Source organism: Pseudoduganella sp. OTU4001, from assembly GCF_038440195.1.
GTDB lineage: Bacteria > Pseudomonadota > Gammaproteobacteria > Burkholderiales > Burkholderiaceae_D > Rugamonas.
This window is the reverse complement of the sequence record NZ_JASATG010000005.1, coordinates 193,178-213,933: the sequence shown is the minus strand read 5'-3', so window position 1 is coordinate 213,933 and position 20,756 is coordinate 193,178. Positions and strand designations below refer to the sequence as shown.

The following is a 20,756-nucleotide window of genomic DNA, read 5'->3' as shown; positions in this document are numbered from 1 at the left end:
GACCCATTCCCAAAAAAGAAAGATTGATCATGAAACAAGCCGTCATCAGCGGAACCGGCCTCTATACTCCAGAAAACTCGATCAGCAACGAGGAACTGGTCACCGCTTTCAACGCCTACGTCGAGCTGTTCAACGCGGAAAACGCCGCCGCCATTGCGGCAGGCACCATGACCGCGCTGGAACCATCCAGCGCCGCCTTCATTGAGAAGGCTTCCGGCATCAAGTCGCGCCATGTGATGGAAAAGAGCGGCATCCTGGACCCTAAGCGCATGACCCCGCGCATCCCTGAGCGCAGCAACGAAGAACTGTCGCTGCAGGCCGAGATCTGCGTGGCCGCCGCCCGCCAGGCGCTGGACCGCGCCGGCCGTACCCCTGCCGATATCGATATGGTGCTGGTGGCTTGCTCGAATATGCAGCGCGCCTACCCTGCGATGGCGGTGGAAGTGCAGCAGGCGCTGGGCATCGAGGGCTTTGGCTTCGATATGAACGTGGCCTGCTCCTCCGCCACTTTCGGCATCCAGCAAGCGGTGACCGCGGTGCAGACCGGCCAGGCGCGCGCAGTGCTGATGCTGAATCCTGAGATTACTTCCGGCCACCTGGACTACCGCGACCGCGACAGCCACTTCATCTTCGGCGACGCTTGCACGGCGGTGATCGTGGAGGACAAGGAGAATGCGGTGTCCAAGCACCAGTGGGACATCCTGGATACCAAGCTGAAGACCAGCTTCTCCAACAATATCCGCAATAACTTCGGCTTCATGAACCGCTTCGACGAAAGCGGCATTGGCGCACCGGACAAGCTGTTCAAGCAGCAGGGCCGTAAGGTGTTCAAGGACGTGTGCCCGATGGCAGCGCAGATGATCAAGGATTCGATCGACCGCGCCGGCCTGAAGGTTGAGCAGATGAGCCGTTTCTGGCTGCACCAGGCCAACCTGAGCATGAACCAGCTGATTTCCCGCACCATCCTGGGCCGCGATGCGGAGCCGCTGGAAGCGCCGGTGATTCTGGATACTTACGCCAATACCTCCTCGGCTGGCTCGATCATTGCCTTCCATAAGCACCAGGACGATCTGCCGTCCGGTTCTTATGGCGTGATCTGCAGCTTCGGCGCCGGTTACTCGATCGGCTCCGTGGTCGTTCGCAAGGTTTAAGGGCGATCAAAGGGGCGTGCTTTATACTCCTTGAGAAAGGAGTCCTGCATGCCCCATGACGTCAGCCTGATTACCACTATTGCCGCAGCCCTTGGCTTCGGTCTCGTCTTTGGCTTTATCGCCACCCGCCTCAAGCTCCCCGCCCTGGTTGGCTACTTAGCCGCCGGCATCCTGATAGGTCCCGCCACTCCCGGCTTTGTTGCCGATACCGCCCTTGCCGGCCAGCTGGCCGAAATCGGCGTGATGCTGATGATGTTCGGCGTCGGCCTGCATTTCTCGCTGGACGACTTGTGGGAAGTGCGCAAGGTCGCCCTGCCCGGCGCCATCCTGCAAATCGGCGCCGCGACCGGCATGGGCATGGCCCTGGCGCACTGGTGGGGCTGGAGCCTGGGCGGCGGCCTGGTGTTCGGTTTGGCGCTGTCGGTCGCCAGCACGGTGGTCCTGCTGCGCGCGTTGGAGGAACGCGGCACGCTCGATTCCTTCAACGGCCGCATTGCGGTCGGCTGGCTGGTGGTAGAGGATCTAGTCACCGTGCTGGTACTGGTGCTGCTGCCGGCCGTGGCGGGCGCGCTGGGCGGCAACGCGAGCGATGCGGCGCACGGCCATGGCGCGGCTGAAGGCGGCCTGCTCAAGGCGCTGGCTGTCACGCTGGGCCAGGTCGCGCTGTTCGTCGGCTTCATGCTGCTGGTGGGCCGCAAGCTGTTCCCCTGGGTCCTGTGGCAGGTGGCGCGCACCAACTCGCGCGAGCTATTCACGCTGTGCGTGATTGCCGCCGCTGTCGGTATTGCCTATGCCGCGACGGTCCTGTTCGGCATTTCCTTCGCGCTGGGCGCTTTCTTCGCCGGCATGGTGCTGCGCGAGTCGGAGCTGAGCCACCGGGCGGCGCATGAATCGCTGCCGCTGCGCGATGCGTTTGCGGTGCTGTTTTTCGTATCGGTCGGCATGCTGTTCGAGCCTGCCATCCTGGTCGAGCAGCCGCTGCGCGTGCTGGCCGTGGTGGGCGTCATCCTGTTCGGCAAATCGCTGGCAGCGTTCGCGCTGGTAGTGCTGCTGCGCTATCCGGCCGGCACCGCACTGATGGTTTCGGCCAGCCTGGCGCAGATTGGCGAGTTCTCCTTCATCCTGGCCGCGCTGGGCATATCGCTCGGCCTGTTGCCGCATGAAGGCCAGAGCCTGATCCTGGCTGGCGCCATCCTGTCGATTGCGCTGAACCCGGTGATGTTCCTGCTGAGCGACGGGCTGGGGCGCCTGCTGGGCAAGAACAAGGCGCTGGCGGCGCGTTATGCCCGCAGCACCGACCCGCTAGCCGAGCTGCCGATGACGACCGCAGCTTCCAAGCTGGAAGGCCAGGTGGTGCTGGTGGGTTACGGCCGCGTGGGCCGCAATATCGCCGAAGCGCTGACTGCGCAGGGTATCGAATACGTGGTAGCCGAGCAGAACCGCGAGCTGGTCGACCAGCTGCGCCAGCAAGGCATCGCCGCGGTGGCGGGCAATGCCGGCGAGCCGGCCGTGCTGATCCAGGCACACATCCACAAGGCGCGCATGCTGGTGGTGGCGACGCCGGATACCTTCCATGTGCGCGCCATGATCGAAACGGCGCGCGCGCTGAACCCGGATATCCAGGTCGCCGTGCGCACCCACAGCGAAGAAGAGGCGGCGCTACTGCGCAACGAGCGCGCCGGCGCCATCTTCATCGGTGAGCAGGAACTGGCGAAATCGATGGCCGCTTACATCACGGAAAAAATTGTCCTAAATCGTTCCTGACCCCAAAACGGACAATTAGAGCCTGGAGGCAAGTTCGGCGCCTTCTTTGATGGCGCGTTTGGCGTCGAGCTCGGCTGCCAGGGCGGCGCCGCCGATCTTGTGGAAGCGGGGGGCGCCGGGGGCGGGTGCTTCGCCTTCGGGCGGCATCAGCTCGGTCAGGCTTTCCTGGCCGGCGCAGATCACCACATTGTCCACGGCCAGCAGGCGCTCTTCTTCGCCGACCACGATGTGCAGGCCGTGGTCGTCAATCAGCTTGTATTGCACGCCGGGGATCATGACCACGCCGTTGCGCGCCAGTACGGCACGGTGCACCCAGCCGGAAGTCTTGCCGAGGCCGGCGCCGAGCTTGCTGGTCTTGCGCTGCAGCAGGTAGAGCTGGCGCACCGGTTCGGCCACCTTGGCCGGCACCAGGCCGCCGCCGCTCTTGGCGTGCAGGTCGACGCCCCATTCGGCAGTCCAGTGCTCTTTCGCCAGCGGCAGGGAGTGCGCGGGGTTGTGCAGCAGGTATTCGCCTACGTCGAAGCCGATGCCGCCGGCGCCAATAATCGCTACGCGTTTGCCGACCGGCTTCTTGTCTCGCAGTACGTCGAGGTAGGACAGCACCTTCGGGTGGTCGATTCCGTCGATCTTCGGCTTGCGCATGCGGATGCCGGTGGCGACGATCACGTCGTCATAGCCGCCGGCCAGCAGTTCTTCGCGCGTGACGCGGTGGTTCAGCTTGAGCTTGACGCCGGTCAGCTCGATCTTGCGGCCGAAGTAGCGCAGGGTTTCGTTGAATTCTTCCTTGCCGGGGATTTGTTTGGCGATGTTGAACTGGCCGCCAATGCGCTCGCCTGCGTCAAACAGGGTGACGTCGTGGCCGCATTCGGCCGCCACCGTCGCTGCGGACAGGCCGGCCGGGCCGGCGCCCACCACGGCCACCTTGCGGCGTGCGGCGGCCTTGCGGTACACCAGCTCCGTCTCATGGCAGGCGCGCGGGTTCACCAGGCAGCTGGCGCGCTTGTTCTGGAAGGTGTGGTCGAGGCAGGCCTGGTTGCAGCCGATGCAGGTGTTGATTTCGTCGACGCGGCCGGCGGCGGCCTTGTTGACGAACTCGGCATCGGCCAGGAAGGGGCGCGCCATCGATACCATGTCGGCATCGCCACGGCGCAGGATGTCTTCTGCTTCGGCCGGCATATTGATGCGGTTGGAGGCCACCACCGGAATCGTGACTTCCTTGCGCAGGCGCCCCGCCACTTCGGCAAAGGCGGCGCGCGGTACGGAGGTGACGATGGTCGGCACGCGGGCTTCGTGCCAGCCGATGCCGGTGTTCAGGATGGTGGCGCCGGCGTGCTGCAAGGCCTTGGCGACAGTCACCACCTCGTCCCAGGTATTGCCGCCGTCAACCAGGTCCAGCAGCGAGTGGCGGTACATGATGATGAATTCGCGGCCCACCGCCTCGCGCATGCGGCGTACGATTTCCACCGGCAGGCGCATGCGGTTTTCGATGCTGCCGCCCCAGCGGTCGGTGCGCAGGTTGGTGCGGGCGCACAGGAACTGGTTCAGCAGGTAGCCTTCGCTGCCCATCACTTCCACGCCGTCATAGCCGGCCTTCTGCGCCAGCCTGGCGGCGCGCACATAGGCCTTGATGGTCGATTCGATGCCGCCTTCGGTCAGCGCTTTCGGCTTGAAAGGCGAGATCGGCGATTTCTTGTCGGAGGCCGAGACGGCGAAGGGCTGGTAGCCATAGCGTCCCGCATGCAGGATCTGCATCAGGATCTTGCCGCCTTCTTCGTGCACGGCGCTGGTCACCTTGCGGTGGTTGAAAACGTCGCCTATAAAGTTCATGGTGCCGCCAAACGGCAGCAGCCAGCCCTGGCGGTTCGGCGAGATGCCGCCGGTGACGATCATGCCCACGCCGCCCCTGGCGCGCTCGCGGTAGAAGGCCGCCAGCTTGTCATAGTTGTAGAAGCGGTCTTCCAGGCCGGTATGCATGGAACCCATGATGACGCGGTTGCGCAGGGTGGTAAAACCCAGGTCCAGGGGGGACAGGAGATGAGGGAAATTCGTGGTCATGGCGGTATGGCGGGAGTTACGTGCGCTGGCTAACGAAGGAAGCGCGCGGCGCTTGTATTCTGCCATCAGTTCCCTTACGCTGGTAGCATGAAGCGACTGTTATTAGTACTGTTCCTCGGTTTTGCTGCGCCTGCGTTTGGCGCAGGGCAGGCGTCCCGGGTGGAGCTTCCGAAGCTGGAAGTGACCGTCCACCGGGTCAAGGCAGACGCGCTTCAGCTCTATGAAGTCAACGCCAGCGGCTCGGTGCATGCGTCGCTGCCGACGGTGTGGCGCACCCTCACCTCCTACGACAATATGGAGGAATTCGTGCCGGACATGGCTTCGTGCCGGGTGCTATCGCGCAATGGCAATGAAGTCATTATTGAGCAATTTGGTACGGCGCGCTTCCTGTTCATGTCACGCTCGATCCACCTGGTGGTGCGCGCGACGGAGCAGCCGATGTCTTCGATCGACATCGCCCTGGTCTCGGGGGATATGAAGCACTATGAGGCGCGCTGGGAATTGATTCCCATTCCGGAAACCGGCGGCACCCGCGTGATCTACAGCGGGCGCCTGATGCCGAACTTCTATGTACCCGGCATCCTCGGCACCAACATCATCCGCGGCGACGTGGAGCGCATGATGGGTGCGGTGCTGGCCCACCTGGAGCGCCAGCCGGCGCTGCCGAAACAGTCGGAGATGGCACGCGGCCTGGTCGGCGGCGTGCAAAACCCTTAAGCCGTGTAGTGGTCGCGGTCGCGCACTTCCGCGAAGTTTTCCAGGCTGCCGATGCGGATCATCACCGGGTTCATGCTGGACTTGGACTGCATCGAACGCCAGGCGAATTGCCATTCTTTCTCGACTGCATCTTCACGCGTCTTGGTGAAGGCCGCGCCCAGGGCGGAGCGGCCAAAGTATTCCATGGCGCCATCGATACCGGCCCAGTTTGGCAGGGTGCGCTGGACGGCGCGGTGGATGCGCTCGCCGAATTCTTCGGTGTTGTGGATGACCAGGCAGCTGTCGGCGCCGAAATGGTCGAACAGTTCACGTTTCCAGGCTTGCGAGAAGCTCAGGGTCAGGAAGCTGCCCACAGGGCGCAGCACGAACTGGCCTTCCTTCAGGGCTTGTTCGAGTTCGCTGCGCGGGCCGTAGCGGTGCAGCGTAGGGGGACGTTTGTAGTCGTGCATGATGTTTCTTAGTTCTGGTTTCTTTCAATGTGCCGCACATGGCGGTGGGCACGCATAAACGTCGAGGCGATGAAGATTTCGCGCAGCAGGTAGCCGAAATTGCCGATCAGGCAGATCATCGCGGCGATGAACAGGCCGGCGATGTATTTGTCCAGCGGCAGGTTGGTGGTGTCGCCGACGAACAGCAGGGCCACCACCAGGCAGACCAACAGGCCGCAGGCCGTGGCCAGCGCAATCGCAACGTTGATCAGGTGCGAACGGCGGTACAGCACGTCCAGTTCGTTGATGTAAGTGTCGTTATAGGCTACATCCAAACGCTCTTCCAGCACGCGCGATCGGTCGATGATGCGCGCCAGGCGGTTCAGCAGCACCAGCAGGTTGGTGCAGACGGTGGACAGCATGAACACCGGGGCAATCGCGAGCTGGATGATGTGGGCGATATCGCCAAGCTGGAGATTCATTATGCGAAGCGTCCTTGCTGTCGGAATTGTTCGGTGGCGCCGACCAGGGCGCGGCTGATGCCCAGCTCCATGGCGCCGTGGCCTGCATCCGGGATCATTTTCATGACGGCGTTGCCGCCCCAGGCTTGCTGCAGGCGCCAGGCCGATACCGGTGGGCAGATCACGTCATAGCGGCCCTGCACGATCACGGCCGGCAAATGGGCGATGCGATCCACATTGGCCAGCAGCTGGTTGTCGCTGAAGAAGCCCAGGTTGGCCATATAGTGCGATTCCATGCGGCCGACGCCCAGGTCCAGGGTGTCCGACGGCGGTTCGTCCGGCTGCGGCAGCAGGAACACGCGGCGGCCTTCGAATTTGCTCCAGGCGCGCACGGCGGGCCAGTGCACGTCCGGATTCGGGTCCATGATGCGTTTGACGTAGGCTTGCAGCAGGTTGCCGCGCTCTTCTTGCGGGATGGGGGCGATGAATTCGTCGTACACCTCGGGGTGGAACCATTCGGAGCCGCCCAGGAACCAGTCGATTTCCTTCTGCGTGCAGAGGAAGATGCCGCGCAGGACGAAGCCCAGGCAGCGCTCCGGGTGCGCCTGGCCATAGGCCAGCGCCAGCGTGGAGCCCCAGGAGCCGCCGAATACCAGCCATTTTTCGATGCCGAACAGGGTGCGCAGGCGCTCGATGTCCTCGATCAGCAGCTGGGTGGTGTTGTTGCGCACTTCGCCCAGCGGGGTCGATTTGCCGGCGCCGCGCTGGTCGAACAGGATCACGCGGTAGTGGTCCGGGTTGAAGAAGCGGCGGTGCTGCGGCGACATGCCGGCGCCGGGGCCGCCATGGAAGAACACCACCGGGATGCCGTTCGGGTTGCCTACCTCTTCCCAGTAAATTGTATGGATGTCATCAACCGCCAGCATGCCGCTGCTGCGGGGCTGGATCGGGGGGAACAGGTGTGGCAAGGCGTCAGGCATGGTTATCCTCTGTGCGTGAAGCCAAGATTGTAACCGCTCAGAAGAAGGTGTTCACGGCTTGCAGGACGTTGTACGTGTCATCCACAAGCAGCAGCACGGGCCATTTGTCGAAGGTGGTGCAGGGATGGGAGATGCCGCAGCCTACCAGGTCGCCCACCTGCAGGTCGGCTTGCGTGCCTTCCGGCCAGCGCAAATAGGCGTGCTGGTCGTTCATTTTGTCGATCACGGCGCCGGCCGGCAGCGCCAGCGGCGCGCCGCCGGGACGGTGCGCCGCGATTGCCATCGGCAAGCCCAGGTCGAAGCCGGCATCGCGCTTGCCCATGGACAGGATGGCCAGGTTTGGCTCCGGGCGCGAGAGCACGGTGGTCCAGACTTCCAGCGCCGGGCGCAAACCCGCGCCGGCCTTGCTGCCTTCGCGCGCATCCAGTTCGGCGATCTGGTTGAAATAGTGGCCATGGTCGTTGGTCAGGTAGCAGCCGCTGCGCAGGACAGGTAGCACCTTCTTGCCCGTCACCGCCAGACCACTGAAGCCGCGCGCCACCAGGTCGAAGTACGACGAACCGCCAGCGGAGATGATCACCTGCTCGCCAGCGAACAGGCCCTCGCCCGCTGCGGCCTGCAGCAATTCCCCCATGCGGCCGAGGAACAGGTTGACGGTGTCCACATCCGACGCCAGGCCTTCGTAGCCTTCAATGCCGGCCAGCTGCAGGCCCGGCGCGGCGGCCACCGCACGCGCCACCGCCATCACCTCTTCCGGTTCGCGGCAACCGGCGCGCTTGCCCCGCATGCCCAGCTCTACCAACAGCGGCAACGGCCGCTCCAGCCCGGAGGCCTGCACCGCCTGCGACAGGCGCTGCACGCCTTGCAGCGAATCGGCCAGGGCGAAGAATTCGAAGCCGGGATCCTCCTGCATCAGGTGCAGCACGGCGCGGATATCGGCCGGCGCCACCAGCTCATTGGCCAGGATCACCCGCCGCACGCCAAAGCGCACCGCGATCTGCACCTGCGGGATGGTGGCCAGCGTAATGCCCCAGGCCCCGTTCTCGATCTGCGCCGCGAACAGCTGCGGGCACATGGTGGTCTTGCCGTGCGGCGCCAGCAGCACCCCGTGGCGCTCGCAGAAGCCGCGCATCCAGGCCAGGTTGTGCTGCAAGGCAGAGGCCTTCAGCACCGCCACCGGCAGGCTGGTATCGGCCGCCAGCACGTTCCAGTGCTGGGCGCCGACCATGTGCTGGCGCAATGGTTCCAGCAGCGGAAGGCCTTTGACGCCGGGCAGCAGGGTCTGTTCATCAAGTTCAGGCAGGGCGTACATAGGATTCGGCCTCGAAATAATAGTTCTCGCCTTCGTCGAGATAGGAATTCACCAGGCGCATCCCGGCGGCGGCAAGCAATTGCCCATATTGTGCCTCACCCAGCGACTGCGAGGGCCGGCCAGTCTGGAGGTCGATCCACTCGGCGGCCTGGCGCGGTGCGCTGAACAGGAAACGGCCACCCGGCTTGAGGGCCCGGCCGACGCGTTCGATCAGCTGTCGCTGCCCGTCCGCCGGCAAAAGGAAGATGAGGCCGACTGCAATGGCCGCGTCAAAGGTTCGATTGAAAAAGGAGCTGGCCTGGGCCGTTTCGCAGGCGGTTGGCGCATCAGGAAAGCGGTGGCGGAAGGCTGCCAGCAAGGTCGGGGAAGCGTCGATGCCGAAGATGCTGAAGCCCTCTTCCGCAAGGGTAGCGGCGACCGGTACGCCCGCACCGCAGCCGATGTCCACCACCTCTCCGCCCCGGGGCAGCGTTTTAGCCCAATGCCGCACGACATTGCGCCCGATATCGGAACGGGCTGCAATGAAGTCGTTGGCGATGGCTTCCCAGCCGCCGGAGGGGTCGTCAATCAATGCCAGAGCCCCAGGATCAGGCCGAACACCAGGAACTGGGCGGTATGGTAGCCGCCGTCGATCAGCCACAGCTTGAAGCTGCGCTGGGCGAACTGGTAGTTGATGCCAAAGCAGGCTGCCGCCATGCCGAAGCCTGCCATGAGGCCGTGCTTGAGGGCGTATTCCAGCGAAGCTTCCGGGCCGATCCAGCGCGCGAACGTGACGGCGGCCAGCAGCGAGAACAGGAAGGCGATGCCGAATACCTTGGCCGGGTGGCCGTCCTGCTTCACGCCGCCATTTTCATCATTCCACATCTTGCCGAACAGGACTGGCGAGTACCACAGGCCGCCCAGCATGAAGCTCGATACCGCCGCCAGCAAAACTGCCCAGTAATTCATTCCCCACATTTCCATCGTTGTCTCCTGTTGGTTATTGTTGAGCAGAACGATATGCGAGGTGGGGCCGGCGGTCAATTAACTGTTGCAATGCTCGGAAAGCAGCTCTCCCATCTTGCCGGCGGCAGCCTGGCGGTCGTCGGCCCAGGTCAGGGCGGATTCGGTGGTGGACGGGGCTTCGCGGCGCAGGAAACTGACGTAGGTGGAGCCCTTCCTGCCGGTCACATGCAGCAGCCGTACTTCGCAGCTATAGCGTTCGCCACCGTTGCCCGCTGCGGACTTGGCGGTGCTCAGTACGTCGACCTTGGTGACTTGCCCGATATGGGCCACCAACTGCGCGCGCTCGTTGAGGATGTCGACCAGCTTGTCCTTGGGGATGTCGCGGCTGCAGGCGGTTGCGGCCAGCGCCAGCGATACAGCTAACAATTTCTTCATTTGGCATCCATGGAAAAAACGCCGGCCGGTACGGGGACCGGACGGCGTTCGCGTTGCGTTGCTCTTTGCTGCGATCAGGACATGTGCTGGCCGCCGTTGATCGCGATATTGGCGCCGGTCAGGAAGGCCGCTTCGTCGGAAGCCAGGTAGGCCACCAGGCCTGCCACTTCTTCCGGCTTGCCCAGGCGCGCCATCGGGATTTGCGGGATGATTTTCGAATCCAGCACGTCCTTAGGGATCTCCATCACCATCTTGGTGCCGATATAGCCTGGCGAGATGGTATTCACGGTGACACCCTTGCGCGCCACTTCCAGCGCCAGCGCCTTGGTGAAGCCGTGCACGCCGGCCTTGGCCGCCGAGTAGTTGGTCTGGCCGAACGCACCCTTCTGGCCGTTGACCGAGGAGATGTTGATGATGCGGCCCCAGCCGCGATCAACCATCTTGTCCGCGACCGGCTTGGTCATGTTGAACACGGAATCCAGGTTGGTCTTCATCACGGCATCCCAATTGACCTTGTCCATCTTCTTAAAGGTCATGTCGCGGGTGATACCGGCGTTATTCACCAGCACATCCACCACGCCGATGTCGCGCTCGACCGCAGCGATGCACTGCTGCGCCGAATCGTAGTCCGACACGTCGCAAGGATAGGCTGCGAAGTTATAGCCCTGGTCCTTCATCGTGGCCAGCCACGATTCATGCGTCTTATTACTTGGGGAATACGTGGTTACCACCTTGTAGCCCAGTGCGCTCATCTTGATGCAGATCGCTTCGCCCAGACCACCCATGCCGCCCGTTACTAATGCAACTCGTGCCATTTATGTTCCCCTCTTTATTTAAACGAAAGCTCAGTCGCGCTCAACTGCCAGTGCTACACCCATGCCACCGCCGATGCACAGCGAGGCCAGGCCCTTCTTCGCGTCACGGCGGACCATTTCATGCAGCAAGGTCACCAGGATACGGGCGCCGGAAGCGCCGATCGGGTGGCCAATCGCAATCGCGCCGCCATTGACGTTGATCTTGCTGGTGTCCCAGCCCATTTCCTTGTTCACGGCGCAGGCTTGCGCAGCGAATGCTTCATTGATTTCCATCAGGTCCAGGTCTTGTGGCGACCAGCCGGCCTTCTTCAGGCACAGCTGCGATGCCGGTACCGGGCCCATGCCCATGTAGGCTGGATCCAGGCCGGAGGAGGCGTAGGCCTTGATGCGTGCCAGCGGGGTCAGGCCCAGCTGCTTGGCCTGCGACGCGGACATCATGATCACGGCAGCAGCGCCATCGTTCAGGCCGGAAGCATTGCCGGCGGTGACAGAACCCGCCTTGTCGAAGGCTGGGCGCAGGCCGGCCAGCGCGTCCAGGGTGGAGCCCGGTTTGACGTACTCGTCCTGGTCGAACAGGATGCTGCCCTTCTTCTGCACGATTTCCAGCGGGATGATCTCGTCCTTGAACTTGCCTTCCTTCTGGGCCGCTTCGGCTTTCAGCTGCGACTGCAGGGCGAACTCGTCCTGCTGGGCGCGCGAGATATCGTATTTCTTGGCGACGTTCTCGGCGGTGATGCCCATGTGGTACTGGTTATAGACGTCCCACAGGCCGTCCACGATCATGGTGTCGACCATCTTGGCGTCGCCCATGCGGAAGCCGTCGCGCGAACCGTTCAGCACGTGCGGCGAGGCGCTCATGTTTTCCTGGCCGCCGGCGATGATGATGTTGGCGTCGCCGCACTTGATGGCTTGCGCCGCCAGGTGGGTGGCCTTCAGGCCGCTGCCGCAGACCTTGTTGATGGTGTAGCCCGGAACGCCATGTGGCAGGCCGGCTTTGACGACTGCCTGGCGGGCAGGGTTCTGTCCCACGCCAGCGGTCAGTACCTGGCCCATGATCACTTCGCTGATCAGGTTTGGATCAATGCCAGTCTTGGCCAACAAGCCCTTGATGACATGCGCGCCCAGCTCTGCTGCCGGGATCTTGGCCAGGGAACCGCCAAACTTGCCTACTGCGGTTCGGCCTGCTGCAACGATTACTACATCATCCATTCTGCTTCTCCGGGGGTGGTATGAAAATGTTTCAATGCATTCTAGCTAACTGTCTGCAATGCGGCCACAATGGCCTACCGGAACAGGGGCTTATTCAAAGCCACATCTGTTGCCTCCCGTCCAAAGGCTTGGGCGCGGTCGAGCACTTGCATCCCCTGGTCGGTCGCCATTTGCAGCAGGTCTTGTGGATGCTGGATGGCCAGGAATTCGTTGGATGCCGCGGTCATGGCGGCCAGTGAAGCCCATGCGGTATCACGTTGCCAGTCACAAAGACTGACGAAGCTTGCAAATTGTGCGTCAAAGGCCGCTTGCGTGGCGCGCGCGAATTCATCATTGAACGTGACCATGGCCGTGCTCCTTCAAATTGATGACTGATAAACCGCAAGACTTCTCATGTTATTACGCGATTCGTGAGAAACGTTTGATAAACATCAAGGCTGCTTTCATTTTGCATAATTCCCAAAGCGATGTCACGACAATAACTTGATACCGTCCAGTGCGCCGGCGCACTGCTCGCGTATCACGTTGACGAAGTCGGTTACATAGGCCTTGTGCTGCAAGGCTGGCGGCACGGACACGAACAAATCGCTCCACAAGCCGGTTTCGCCCACCGGGCGCGCGACCACGTAGTCGTAGTCGACATAGTTCTTGATGGCCCAGTTGGGCAATGCAGCCACACCGCGCCGGCTGGCGACCAGCTGCAGGATGGCGACGGTAAGTTCCGCCGTGCGGCGCTGGAAGTCCACACCAGCGGGACGCAGCACTTCGCGGATCAGGTCGATGCGCTGCTCCGGTACCGGATAGGTGATCAGCGTTTCGCCGGCAAAGTCTTGTGCCGCAAGGCGCCGTTGCGCGGCAAGCCGGTGCTTTTGCGCCATCACGGTCAGGATTTCAAAACGGAACAGCGGGAACGTCGTGTACTCGGCGCTGTAGTCGGAGCCGATCACCAGGTCGGCAGCGCCATTGCGCAGCAGGTCGGCGGGCTCGCTGTGGAAGCCGGACACCAGGTCGATCTCCACGTCCGGCCAGCGGGTGCGGAATTCATCCATCACTGGCATCAGCCAGTCGAAGCAAGTGTGGCATTCGAGGGCGACGCGCAGCTGGCCAGTGTCGCCTTGCGACAGGCGGATCACGTCGCGTTCGGCGCGTTCGACTTCCGGTAACAGCATATCGGCCAGTTTCAGCAGCCGTTCGCCGGTGGCGGTGAAGCCGATCGGCATGGATTTACGCTCGAACAGCGGCGATCCGTAGCGATCTTCCAGCAATTTGATTTGATGCGACAAGGCCGACTGGGTCAGGTTCAGCAATTGGGCCGCCTTGACCAGGCTACCGGAAGAGCGCAGGGCCGACAGCGTGCGCAGATGACGAATCTCGAGCATGTGTATGAATATTTTTCAAGTTAATGCGCAAAAAGTTTCGTTTTTATTATATGCCGCCATGCCGCAAACTGTACGTCACCAATATTTCGTAAGCATGACAATAATGAAACTCGTACAAACACATATTCCTGGTTTTCCCCGCATCGGCGCCGCACGCGAACTGAAGTTCGCGCTTGAGCGTTTTTGGCGCGGCGAGCTGTCCGAATCGTCCCTGCTTGAGACTGGGAGCAAGCTCCGTGCCCAGCACTGGGAAATGCAGCGCCAGCAGGGCCTGGACTTTGTAACTGTCGGTGATTTCGCCCTGTACGACCATGTCGCGAACCACATCCAGCTGTTCGGCTGCGAGCCGGAGCGCTTCGGTTTTCGCGGCTCGGAGACGCCGCTGGCGCGCTATTTCGCCATGGCGCGCGGCGATGGTGCACATGAATCGTGCGCATGTGGTCAAAATGGTGCGGCGCTCGAGATGACCAAGTGGTTCGACACCAATTACCACTACCTGGTACCCGAATTCAGCGCAGGTACGGAGTTCGCGCTGCACAGCGAACAGTTGCTGGCCGAAGTCGCGGAAGCGCGCGCGGCCGGCCATCCCGTCAAGGTCGCCTTGCTCGGCCCGCTAACGTTCTTATGGCTTGGCAAAGTGCGCGACGCGGGCGCCGCCACCGCGGACGCCGCTGCCGGCGGCGCCCACGATGCGCGCCTGGATCTGCTAGAGCGGCTGCTCCCGCTCTACAGCCGCCTGCTGGTGCAGTTGCGCGCCGCCGGTGCCGAATGGGTGCAGCTGGACGAGCCGATTCTCGGACTCGACCTGCCGAACGCGTGGCGCAACGCGTTCGAACCCGCTTACTGGCTGCTCAGCCAGTCCGGCACGCAACTGATGCTCGCCACCTATTTCTCGCCGCTGGAAGAAAACGTCAGCCTGGCCTGCCGCCTGCCAGTCGCTGGCCTGCACGTCGACGCGGTGCGCGCCGCCAGCGAGCTGACCAGCTTGGCCGACTGGCTCCCTGCGCATAAAGTGCTGTCGATCGGCATCGTCGACGGCCGCAACATCTGGCGCACCGACCTCGACGCCGCGCTCGCGACCCTGATGCCCGTGCTGGCTAAACGCAGTGGCGCGGTCTGGCTATCCACCTCTTGCTCGCTGCTGCATGTGCCCTACAGCCTGGCGGCCGAACCGGCACTGGACAACGAACTGCGCTCCTGGCTCGCCTTCGCAGAAGAAAAACTTGCCGAGCTGGCCCTGCTGAAGACCGCACTGTCGGCCGACGAGCGCGTGTCCGGTCAAGCTGCACGCGGCTTCGCTGCAGCACGCGCCGCACATGCCAGCCGCCGCACCAGCCCACTCGTCCATAATGCCGGCCTCCGAGCGCGCGTCGCCGCGCTGGCGGCTGAAAAGGCGCCCGACCGCCGCCACTCCCCGTTCGCGGACCGCCAGCGCCAGCAACAAGCGCGCCTCAAGCTGCCCGCCTTCCCAACCACCACCATCGGCTCCTTCCCGCAAACGCCGCACATCCGCGCCGCCCGCGCTGCCTTCAAGCGCGGCGAGCTGACTGCGGCGGTCTACGAGCAAGCAATGCGCGAAGAGATCGCCCACGCCATCCGCGAGCAGGAAGTGCTGGGCCTCGACGTACTGGTACACGGCGAAGCCGAGCGCAACGACATGGTGGAGTACTTTGGCGAGCAACTCGATGGTTTCGCCTTCACGGCCAACGGCTGGGTGCAATCGTATGGTTCACGCTGCGTCAAACCACCCATCATTTACGGCGACGTGCAGCGCCCGCAGCCGATGACCGTCGGCTGGGCGGAGTACGCGCAGAGCCTGACCGCCAAGCCGGTGAAAGGCATGCTGACCGGCCCGGTCACCATCCTGCAATGGTCGTTCGTGCGCGACGACCAGCCGCGCGATGCCACCGCCTGGCAAATTGCCGCCGCCATCCGCGAAGAAGTGCGCGACCTGGAGCAGGCCGGCATCGGCATCATCCAGATCGACGAACCGGCTTTGCGCGAAGGCTTGCCGCTACGCCGCAGCCGCTGGGATGCCTACCTGGCCTGGGCCACCAAGGCTTTCCGCTTGAGCGCCGCAGTGGCAGGCGATGCCACGCAGATCCACACCCACATGTGCTATGCCGAGTTCAACGACATCCTGCCAGCAATTGCCGCGCTGGATGCCGACGTGATCACGATCGAATCCAGCCGCTCGGCAATGGAGCTGCTGGGCGGCTTCGCGCGCTTCCGTTACCCGAACGAGATCGGCCCCGGCGTGTACGACATCCATTCCCCACGGGTGCCTGGCAGCGAAGAGATGGCCGCGCTGCTGCGCAAGGCCGCCAAGGTCGTACCGCCCGCCCAGCTATGGGTCAACCCCGACTGCGGCCTGAAAACCCGCGCCTGGCCCGAAACCACCGCAGCCCTGCAAAACATGATCACCGCTGCCCGCCAGCTTCGAAAAGAGATGGAACTTTCCTGAACTGTCCCTGTCCAAGCTCAAAGTCCCTCCAATCGAATGCGCGCAAAGTTAAGCCATTCGATGGGAGGCCATATGGATGATCGCGAGCGGATTGCTAAAGTGGAGACTGAGGTGACCGGCATGCAAAAGGATATAGACAGGTTATATGGTGCAATCGAATCCTTGCGTGAGCATATGGATAGGGGCTTCGCCGAACAACGCAAGGAACTTGCTGTAATGACGAGGTGGATGGTTGGCCTGACGATCATGCTCGCAGGCATGTTTGGTCGGCTTTTTGGCCTGTATTAGCCGATGGAATAGGTCCACCGCACGACAGTTTCGCCGTCGGAATCGACAAATGACTCGCCTTGGGCAAACCCGAGGCGAGTTACCAGCTTGGATGAGGCGATGTTCGCGGGGAGGATCTCTGCAATTACTGTCCGCACGCCCTCCCGCCCTGCCAGCACCAGAAGCTGCCGTACCGCCTCCGTTGCGATACCGCGGCCGCGCGCGGTCATCGCGACACCATAAGCAATCCCCACTTCGCCGCAGGACGGCAGTCCTTTAAAGGTGCAGCCGCCAAGCACTGCTCCGTTGGCCTTATCAACCATCAGGAATGGCGCACTCCAGAATGCCGGCACGCCGGCATCTATTTGGGCCAGCGCACGCGCGGCAACGTGCGGCGGTGGCATTGCGCCTTCCGCCGCACCAACCAAGTGGGCAGCAGGTGCCGAGTCGGCCAGTCCGCGCAAGTCCTCGTAAGCCAGTTGTACCAGTTCAACCGCGGCCATAATCAGCTGCCGCCCAGCACCGCGATGGCATTGATCGTGAGGACCGCGCCCGGCTTCGGCAGGGCTGCCACGCCAATCACGCTCCGCGCAGGATATGGTTCGGTAAAGAACTCGGCATAAGCGCGGTTCATTTCCGCAAAGTCGGCAACATCCACCAGGTTGACCTGCATATGCACCACATCCTGCAGGCTCGCATCCGCAGAGGCCAGCATAGCCGCAATATTCTTCAGGGTCTGACGTGTTTGGGTATAAGCGTCCGGCCCGGCAAGCTGGCCCGTAGCGGGATCGACACCCGGCGTTGCGGCGACGAACACTTGCCCGCCAGCCTTGACAGCGTGGCTGTATGGCCCGATTGGCGGGAAAAGATCCGAATTGACCAAAGTTCTTGGCATCACCGCCTCCTCATGGTTGCATTTTTAGTAATTTTATCACAGCAATTTTCCCGGTCAGCAGCCGCCGAGGCCGCATAAATGCAGGGTTCGCTTCCCCAAGCAACGTTTAGCAAAGTACAATGCACGCAGCCTGGGCTGAGCCCGTTTACCTTGCGATTGTTATGCCGAAGAGCACGTTCCAAAAGCCTATCGAAATCAAGATTTCCACCGTCGTTGCGGTGTCCGCCATCATGTACACCAGCGACCTGCAGGCCCTCGACGCCGCCATGCACGAAATGACTGGCGGGGTGCCGGACTTCTTCGAAGGCGACCTGGCGGTCATCGATGTGGGCGATCTGGCGCCGGGCTGCGAACGCATCGACTGGGCGGCCACCATCGCCCTCCTCAAAAAATACCGCCTGAATCCGGTGGCCGTGCGCAACGCCACGCCGGACATGGTGGAAGAAATCCAGCAACACGGCCTGCAACTGGACAGCGGCAAGCGCGACGAAGCGCCAGCCGCCGCGCCAGTGCAAGCAGCGCCTGCACCGGCCCCCGCGCCGGCCCCGGCACCTGTCCAAGCGGCGGCGCCAGCGGCACCAGCTTTCAGCGGAACCATGATCATCGATACCCCGGTCCGCGCCGGCCAGCGCATTTACGCGCGCGGCGGCGACCTGATCGTGATGGCCGTCGTGAACAACGGCGCCGAGATCATCGCGGATGGCAGTATTCACGTTTACAACACTTTGAACGGCCGTGCCCTGGCGGGCGCCTCCGGCGACACCAATGCCCGCATTTTCGCTCTGTCGATGAGCCCGGAACTGGTCTCGATCGCGGGTGTTTACAGCACGTTTGAAGACGGATTCCCGGCTGCGCACGCACGCCAGCCGACACAAATCCGGCTGAATGGCGACAGACTGGATATACAATCTGTCAATTCCGCAAAATAATTAAGTTCAGTAAAGGATTCTTTGTGGCACGAATTATTGTAGTTACGTCCGGCAAGGGCGGTGTCGGCAAAACGACTTCCAGCGCCAGCTTCTCCACCGGCCTCGCCCTGCGCGGCCACAAAACCGTCGTCATCGACTTTGACGTCGGCCTGCGCAACCTGGACCTGATCATGGGTTGCGAACGACGCGTTGTGTATGACCTGATCAACGTGGTGAACAAGGAAGCCACCCTGAACCAGGCCCTGATCAAGGACAAGCACTGCGACAACCTGTACATCCTGCCGGCGTCCCAGACCCGCGACAAGGATGCGCTGACCGAAGACGGCGTGGAAGCCGTACTGGCCGAGCTGATCAAGATGGAATTCGATTTCATTATCTGCGACTCGCCAGCCGGTATCGAGCACGGCGCCCTGATGGCGCTGACCTTCGCCGACGAAGCCCTGATCGTGACCAACCCGGAAGTATCGTCGGTGCGTGACTCCGACCGCATCCTGGGCATCATCCAGGCCAAGTCGCGCCGCGCGCTGTCGGGCGGCGAGCCGGTCAAGGAACACCTGCTGATCACCCGCTACTCGCCGAAACGCGTGGAAGCGGGCGAAATGCTGTCCTACGGCGACGTGCAGGAAATCCTGCGCATCCCGCTGATCGGCATCATTCCGGAATCGGAACAGGTGCTGCACGCGTCCAACCAGGGCAACCCGGCGATCCATTTCAAGGGCACCGACGTGGCCGAGGCCTACACCGATGTGGTGGCGCGCTTCCTGGGCGAGGAAATTGAGCTGAAGTTTACGGACTACGAGAAGCCTGGTTTCCTGAAGCGTATCTTTGGAGCTAAATAATGGCGCTGCTCTCTTTCCTGTTCCAGAACAAGCCAAAAACGGCGAGTGCGGCCAAGGAGCGCCTGCAGATCATCATCGCCCGCGAGCGTAACGGCCGCGCGGGCCCGGATTTCCTGCCGGCGCTGCATAAAGAACTGATTGATGTGATTTCGAAGTACACCAAGGTGTCGGCGGACGATATCAAGATCTCGCTGGACCGCCAGGGCAACCTGGAGGTTCTGGACGTGAACGTCGTTTTGCCGGACGCTTAAACCCGGTAAACCTGGGTCTGACCCAAGGGTCTGACCCAGGTTTACCGGTTCTGGGCGCCAGCCACCACCTGCCGTGCCACATTGGCACACGCCTCCACATGCTGGTACCCAATCTGCCGAAAGGCAAAGAAACCAATAGTCGCTGAAGCAATTTGACCAGCGATAGGCACCAGCTTGCCCGCCTGCTTCGCCGCCAGCTTGCCCGCACTGCGTTTCAGCACCGTCCCGACCAGTTCGCGCGTCACCACCTTCCCCACCAGCATCCCGCCCAGGCTGATCACCGCCTCGTAGGCGATGAGCTTCAATTTCGGCTGCATCCGGTCGATTTGCGCCGGCGACAAGCCGAATTCATGGTTCACATCATCGATGAGCTGGGTGAACAGCCGCAGGTCCGAAACCACGTCGATACCCGGGATCGGCACCGCCGCCACGCCGGCCGAAACCGCAGCCCGGCGCCGCACCAGACGGCGGCAACGCTCCCGTACTTCAGCAATATCCGCCTCGCTCGCCGGCATTACAGTCCAGTCGTTTTTCATGGTTTTTGCCCCTTTTCCGACTTGCAAAACATCATCTAATCCATTGTGCTAGCCGCCCAAGCAGTGTACCGTGTGATTGAGAGACAGCCTCGCACGGCAACTAAAGAGTAGTACCATGCGGCAATAAATAATCAAATTGGTAACTATTTCTTGTAAATCTCTGTTATATTCGTGTGACTGCTTCTTAACATTTTGCTGTAAAGAACCATGAGAATCGTTGTCCTTGATGCTGACCGCAGCCAGGCAGACTTGATCTGCCAGGTATTGACCTCGGCTGGTCACGCCTGCCACGGCTTCCAGTCGGCCAAGGACTTGCTCGTTAACCTGCGCAAAGACAGCTACGACATGCTGATCCTTGACTGGCAGGTAGCCGATATGGAGCCGGGCGAACTGGTTCGCAAGGTGCGCGAGAAGCTGCCTGAGAACGGCCCAGTGCTGTTCCTGACCACAAGTTCCGGCGAAGACGATATCGTGGCCGGCCTGGCTGCCGGCGCCGAAGACTACCTGGTGAAACCGCTGCGCCGTGCCGAGCTGGTTGCGCGCGTGCAAGCCCAGCTGCGCCTGGCCTACCCAAGCCAAAACGGCGCCGAGCAGTTGCAATTTGGCCAATACGTGTTTGAAACCCGCCCGGGCCGCCTGCTGATGGATGGCCAGGTACTGGACGTCACCCACAAAGAGTTCTACCTGGCCTTGCTGTTTTTCCGCAACATTGGCCGCCCCTTGTCGCGCGCCTACATCCACGAGGCCGTGTGGATCCGCGAAACCGACGTCCCATCCCGCACGATGGACACCCACGTTTCCCGCGTCCGCAACAAGTTGCAATTGAAGCCAGAAAACGGGTTCCGCCTGGTGCCGGTCTACAGTTACGGCTACCGCCTGGAAAAGCTGGGGTCCTAAGCCCCTAGCGACATCAAGGTATAATGG

At 62.3% G+C, this 20,756-nt stretch carries 24 protein-coding genes; 9 read left to right on the top strand and 15 right to left on the bottom strand.

The genetic code is table 11. From position 1 onward, the window contains the following. The first annotated feature begins 29 nt into the window (after positions 1-29). Both AAHE99_RS07275 and ybaL read left to right on the top strand, forming a co-directional pair. The gene (locus tag AAHE99_RS07275) at positions 30-1,151 is read left to right on the top strand and encodes a beta-ketoacyl-ACP synthase III (RefSeq protein ID WP_342115961.1); all 1,122 of its coding nucleotides are present in this window, start codon (positions 30-32) and stop codon (positions 1,149-1,151) included. Positions 1,152-1,199: 48 nt separating this feature from the next. Continuing rightward, positions 1,200-2,915, top strand: coding sequence for a YbaL family putative K(+) efflux transporter (gene ybaL, locus AAHE99_RS07270; RefSeq protein WP_342115958.1), 1,716 nt, complete (start codon positions 1,200-1,202; stop codon positions 2,913-2,915). A gap of 15 nt (positions 2,916-2,930) precedes the next feature. Here ybaL and AAHE99_RS07265 read toward each other — a convergent pair whose 3' ends face one another. Further along, the gene (locus AAHE99_RS07265; RefSeq protein WP_342115953.1) at positions 2,931-4,970 is read right to left on the bottom strand and encodes an NADPH-dependent 2,4-dienoyl-CoA reductase; all 2,040 of its coding nucleotides are present in this window, start codon (positions 4,968-4,970) and stop codon (positions 2,931-2,933) included. Between the two features lie 87 nt (positions 4,971-5,057). Between AAHE99_RS07265 and AAHE99_RS07260 the strand changes: the two genes are divergently transcribed. Then, a complete protein-coding gene (locus AAHE99_RS07260; protein WP_342115950.1) occupies positions 5,058-5,687 on the top strand; it encodes an SRPBCC family protein in 630 nt (209 codons plus the stop codon). Here the strand turns inward: AAHE99_RS07260 and AAHE99_RS07255 are convergent. The 11 genes from AAHE99_RS07255 to AAHE99_RS07205 form a co-directional block, all read right to left on the bottom strand. Further along, positions 5,684-6,136, bottom strand: coding sequence for a hypothetical protein (locus AAHE99_RS07255; protein ID WP_342115947.1), 453 nt, complete (start codon positions 6,134-6,136; stop codon positions 5,684-5,686). The genes AAHE99_RS07260 and AAHE99_RS07255 overlap by 4 nt on opposite strands. Before the next feature lie 8 nt (positions 6,137-6,144). Beyond that, positions 6,145-6,597, bottom strand: coding sequence for a DUF2721 domain-containing protein (locus AAHE99_RS07250; RefSeq protein WP_342115944.1), 453 nt, complete (start codon positions 6,595-6,597; stop codon positions 6,145-6,147). Beyond that, on the bottom strand, positions 6,597-7,556 hold the full coding sequence (gene pip, locus AAHE99_RS07245) for a prolyl aminopeptidase (protein ID WP_342115942.1): 960 nt from the start codon (positions 7,554-7,556) through the stop codon (positions 6,597-6,599). Before pip ends, AAHE99_RS07250 begins: the two co-directional genes overlap by 1 nt. Before the next feature lie 37 nt (positions 7,557-7,593). Next, on the bottom strand, positions 7,594-8,868 hold the full coding sequence (locus AAHE99_RS07240; RefSeq protein ID WP_342115939.1) for an amino acid deaminase: 1,275 nt from the start codon (positions 8,866-8,868) through the stop codon (positions 7,594-7,596). After that, positions 8,852-9,439, bottom strand: a complete 588-nt coding sequence (locus AAHE99_RS07235) for a class I SAM-dependent methyltransferase (RefSeq protein WP_342115936.1) — start codon at positions 9,437-9,439, stop codon at positions 8,852-8,854. Before AAHE99_RS07235 ends, AAHE99_RS07240 begins: the two co-directional genes overlap by 17 nt. Next, a complete protein-coding gene (locus tag AAHE99_RS07230) occupies positions 9,436-9,816 on the bottom strand; it encodes a DUF1761 domain-containing protein (protein WP_342115933.1) in 381 nt (126 codons plus the stop codon). The genes AAHE99_RS07235 and AAHE99_RS07230 overlap by 4 nt, the downstream gene beginning before the upstream one ends. A 75-nt stretch (positions 9,817-9,891) precedes the next feature. Further along, positions 9,892-10,248 carry a hypothetical protein gene (locus AAHE99_RS07225; protein ID WP_342115931.1) on the bottom strand — a complete coding sequence of 119 codons (357 nt, stop codon included), beginning with the start codon at positions 10,246-10,248 and terminating at the stop codon, positions 9,892-9,894. A gap of 74 nt (positions 10,249-10,322) precedes the next feature. Next, positions 10,323-11,063: an acetoacetyl-CoA reductase gene (gene phbB, locus AAHE99_RS07220; RefSeq protein WP_342115928.1), complete on the bottom strand. Its 741-nt coding sequence runs from the start codon at positions 11,061-11,063 to the stop codon at positions 10,323-10,325. Between the two features lie 30 nt (positions 11,064-11,093). Further along, positions 11,094-12,272 carry an acetyl-CoA C-acetyltransferase gene (locus AAHE99_RS07215; RefSeq protein WP_342115925.1) on the bottom strand — a complete coding sequence of 393 codons (1,179 nt, stop codon included), beginning with the start codon at positions 12,270-12,272 and terminating at the stop codon, positions 11,094-11,096. A 74-nt stretch (positions 12,273-12,346) separates the two neighbouring features. Further along, a complete protein-coding gene (locus AAHE99_RS07210; RefSeq protein WP_342115923.1) occupies positions 12,347-12,619 on the bottom strand; it encodes a hypothetical protein in 273 nt (90 codons plus the stop codon). A 123-nt stretch (positions 12,620-12,742) separates the two neighbouring features. Next, on the bottom strand, positions 12,743-13,651 hold the full coding sequence (locus AAHE99_RS07205) for a LysR family transcriptional regulator (RefSeq protein ID WP_342115919.1): 909 nt from the start codon (positions 13,649-13,651) through the stop codon (positions 12,743-12,745). A 103-nt stretch (positions 13,652-13,754) separates the two neighbouring features. Here AAHE99_RS07205 and metE point away from each other — a divergent pair, with 103 nt between their 5' ends. Continuing rightward, complete coding sequence (gene metE, locus AAHE99_RS07200; protein ID WP_342115917.1) at positions 13,755-16,115, top strand: 5-methyltetrahydropteroyltriglutamate--homocysteine S-methyltransferase; 2,361 nt, start codon at positions 13,755-13,757, stop codon at positions 16,113-16,115. A gap of 72 nt (positions 16,116-16,187) precedes the next feature. Further along, a complete protein-coding gene (locus AAHE99_RS07195) occupies positions 16,188-16,403 on the top strand; it encodes a hypothetical protein (RefSeq protein WP_342115914.1) in 216 nt (71 codons plus the stop codon). Here AAHE99_RS07195 and AAHE99_RS07190 read toward each other — a convergent pair. Further along, positions 16,400-16,885 (bottom strand): GNAT family N-acetyltransferase, encoded by a 486-nt coding sequence (locus AAHE99_RS07190; protein ID WP_342115911.1) that lies wholly within the window; start codon positions 16,883-16,885, stop codon positions 16,400-16,402. The two genes, AAHE99_RS07195 and AAHE99_RS07190, sit on opposite strands and share 4 nt — an antisense overlap. A 2-nt stretch (positions 16,886-16,887) precedes the next feature. Continuing rightward, complete coding sequence (locus AAHE99_RS07185; RefSeq protein WP_342115909.1) at positions 16,888-17,277, bottom strand: RidA family protein; 390 nt, start codon at positions 17,275-17,277, stop codon at positions 16,888-16,890. 161 nt (positions 17,278-17,438) lie between these two features. On the opposite strand from AAHE99_RS07185, the gene minC reads away from it, so the two are divergent. The 3 genes from minC to minE are packed head-to-tail and all read left to right on the top strand — an operon-like array spanning position 17,439 to position 19,296. Next, positions 17,439-18,206, top strand: coding sequence for a septum site-determining protein MinC (gene minC / locus AAHE99_RS07180; protein WP_342115906.1), 768 nt, complete (start codon positions 17,439-17,441; stop codon positions 18,204-18,206). Positions 18,207-18,229: 23 nt separating this feature from the next. Then, positions 18,230-19,045: a septum site-determining protein MinD gene (gene minD / locus AAHE99_RS07175; RefSeq protein WP_342115902.1), complete on the top strand. Its 816-nt coding sequence runs from the start codon at positions 18,230-18,232 to the stop codon at positions 19,043-19,045. Beyond that, positions 19,045-19,296 carry a cell division topological specificity factor MinE gene (gene minE, locus AAHE99_RS07170; RefSeq protein WP_155454789.1) on the top strand — a complete coding sequence of 84 codons (252 nt, stop codon included), beginning with the start codon at positions 19,045-19,047 and terminating at the stop codon, positions 19,294-19,296. The genes minD and minE overlap by 1 nt, the downstream gene beginning before the upstream one ends. 41 nt (positions 19,297-19,337) lie before the next feature. Here the strand turns inward: minE and AAHE99_RS07165 are convergent, their stop codons facing one another. Continuing rightward, entirely contained in the window at positions 19,338-19,832 is a 495-nt protein-coding gene (locus tag AAHE99_RS07165) for a hypothetical protein (protein ID WP_342115896.1), read from the bottom strand. A gap of 207 nt (positions 19,833-20,039) precedes the next feature. On the opposite strand from AAHE99_RS07165, the gene AAHE99_RS07160 reads away from it, so the two are divergent. Next, the gene (locus tag AAHE99_RS07160) at positions 20,040-20,729 is read left to right on the top strand and encodes a response regulator transcription factor (RefSeq protein WP_342115895.1); all 690 of its coding nucleotides are present in this window, start codon (positions 20,040-20,042) and stop codon (positions 20,727-20,729) included. The last annotated feature ends 27 nt before the right edge of the window (positions 20,730-20,756 follow it).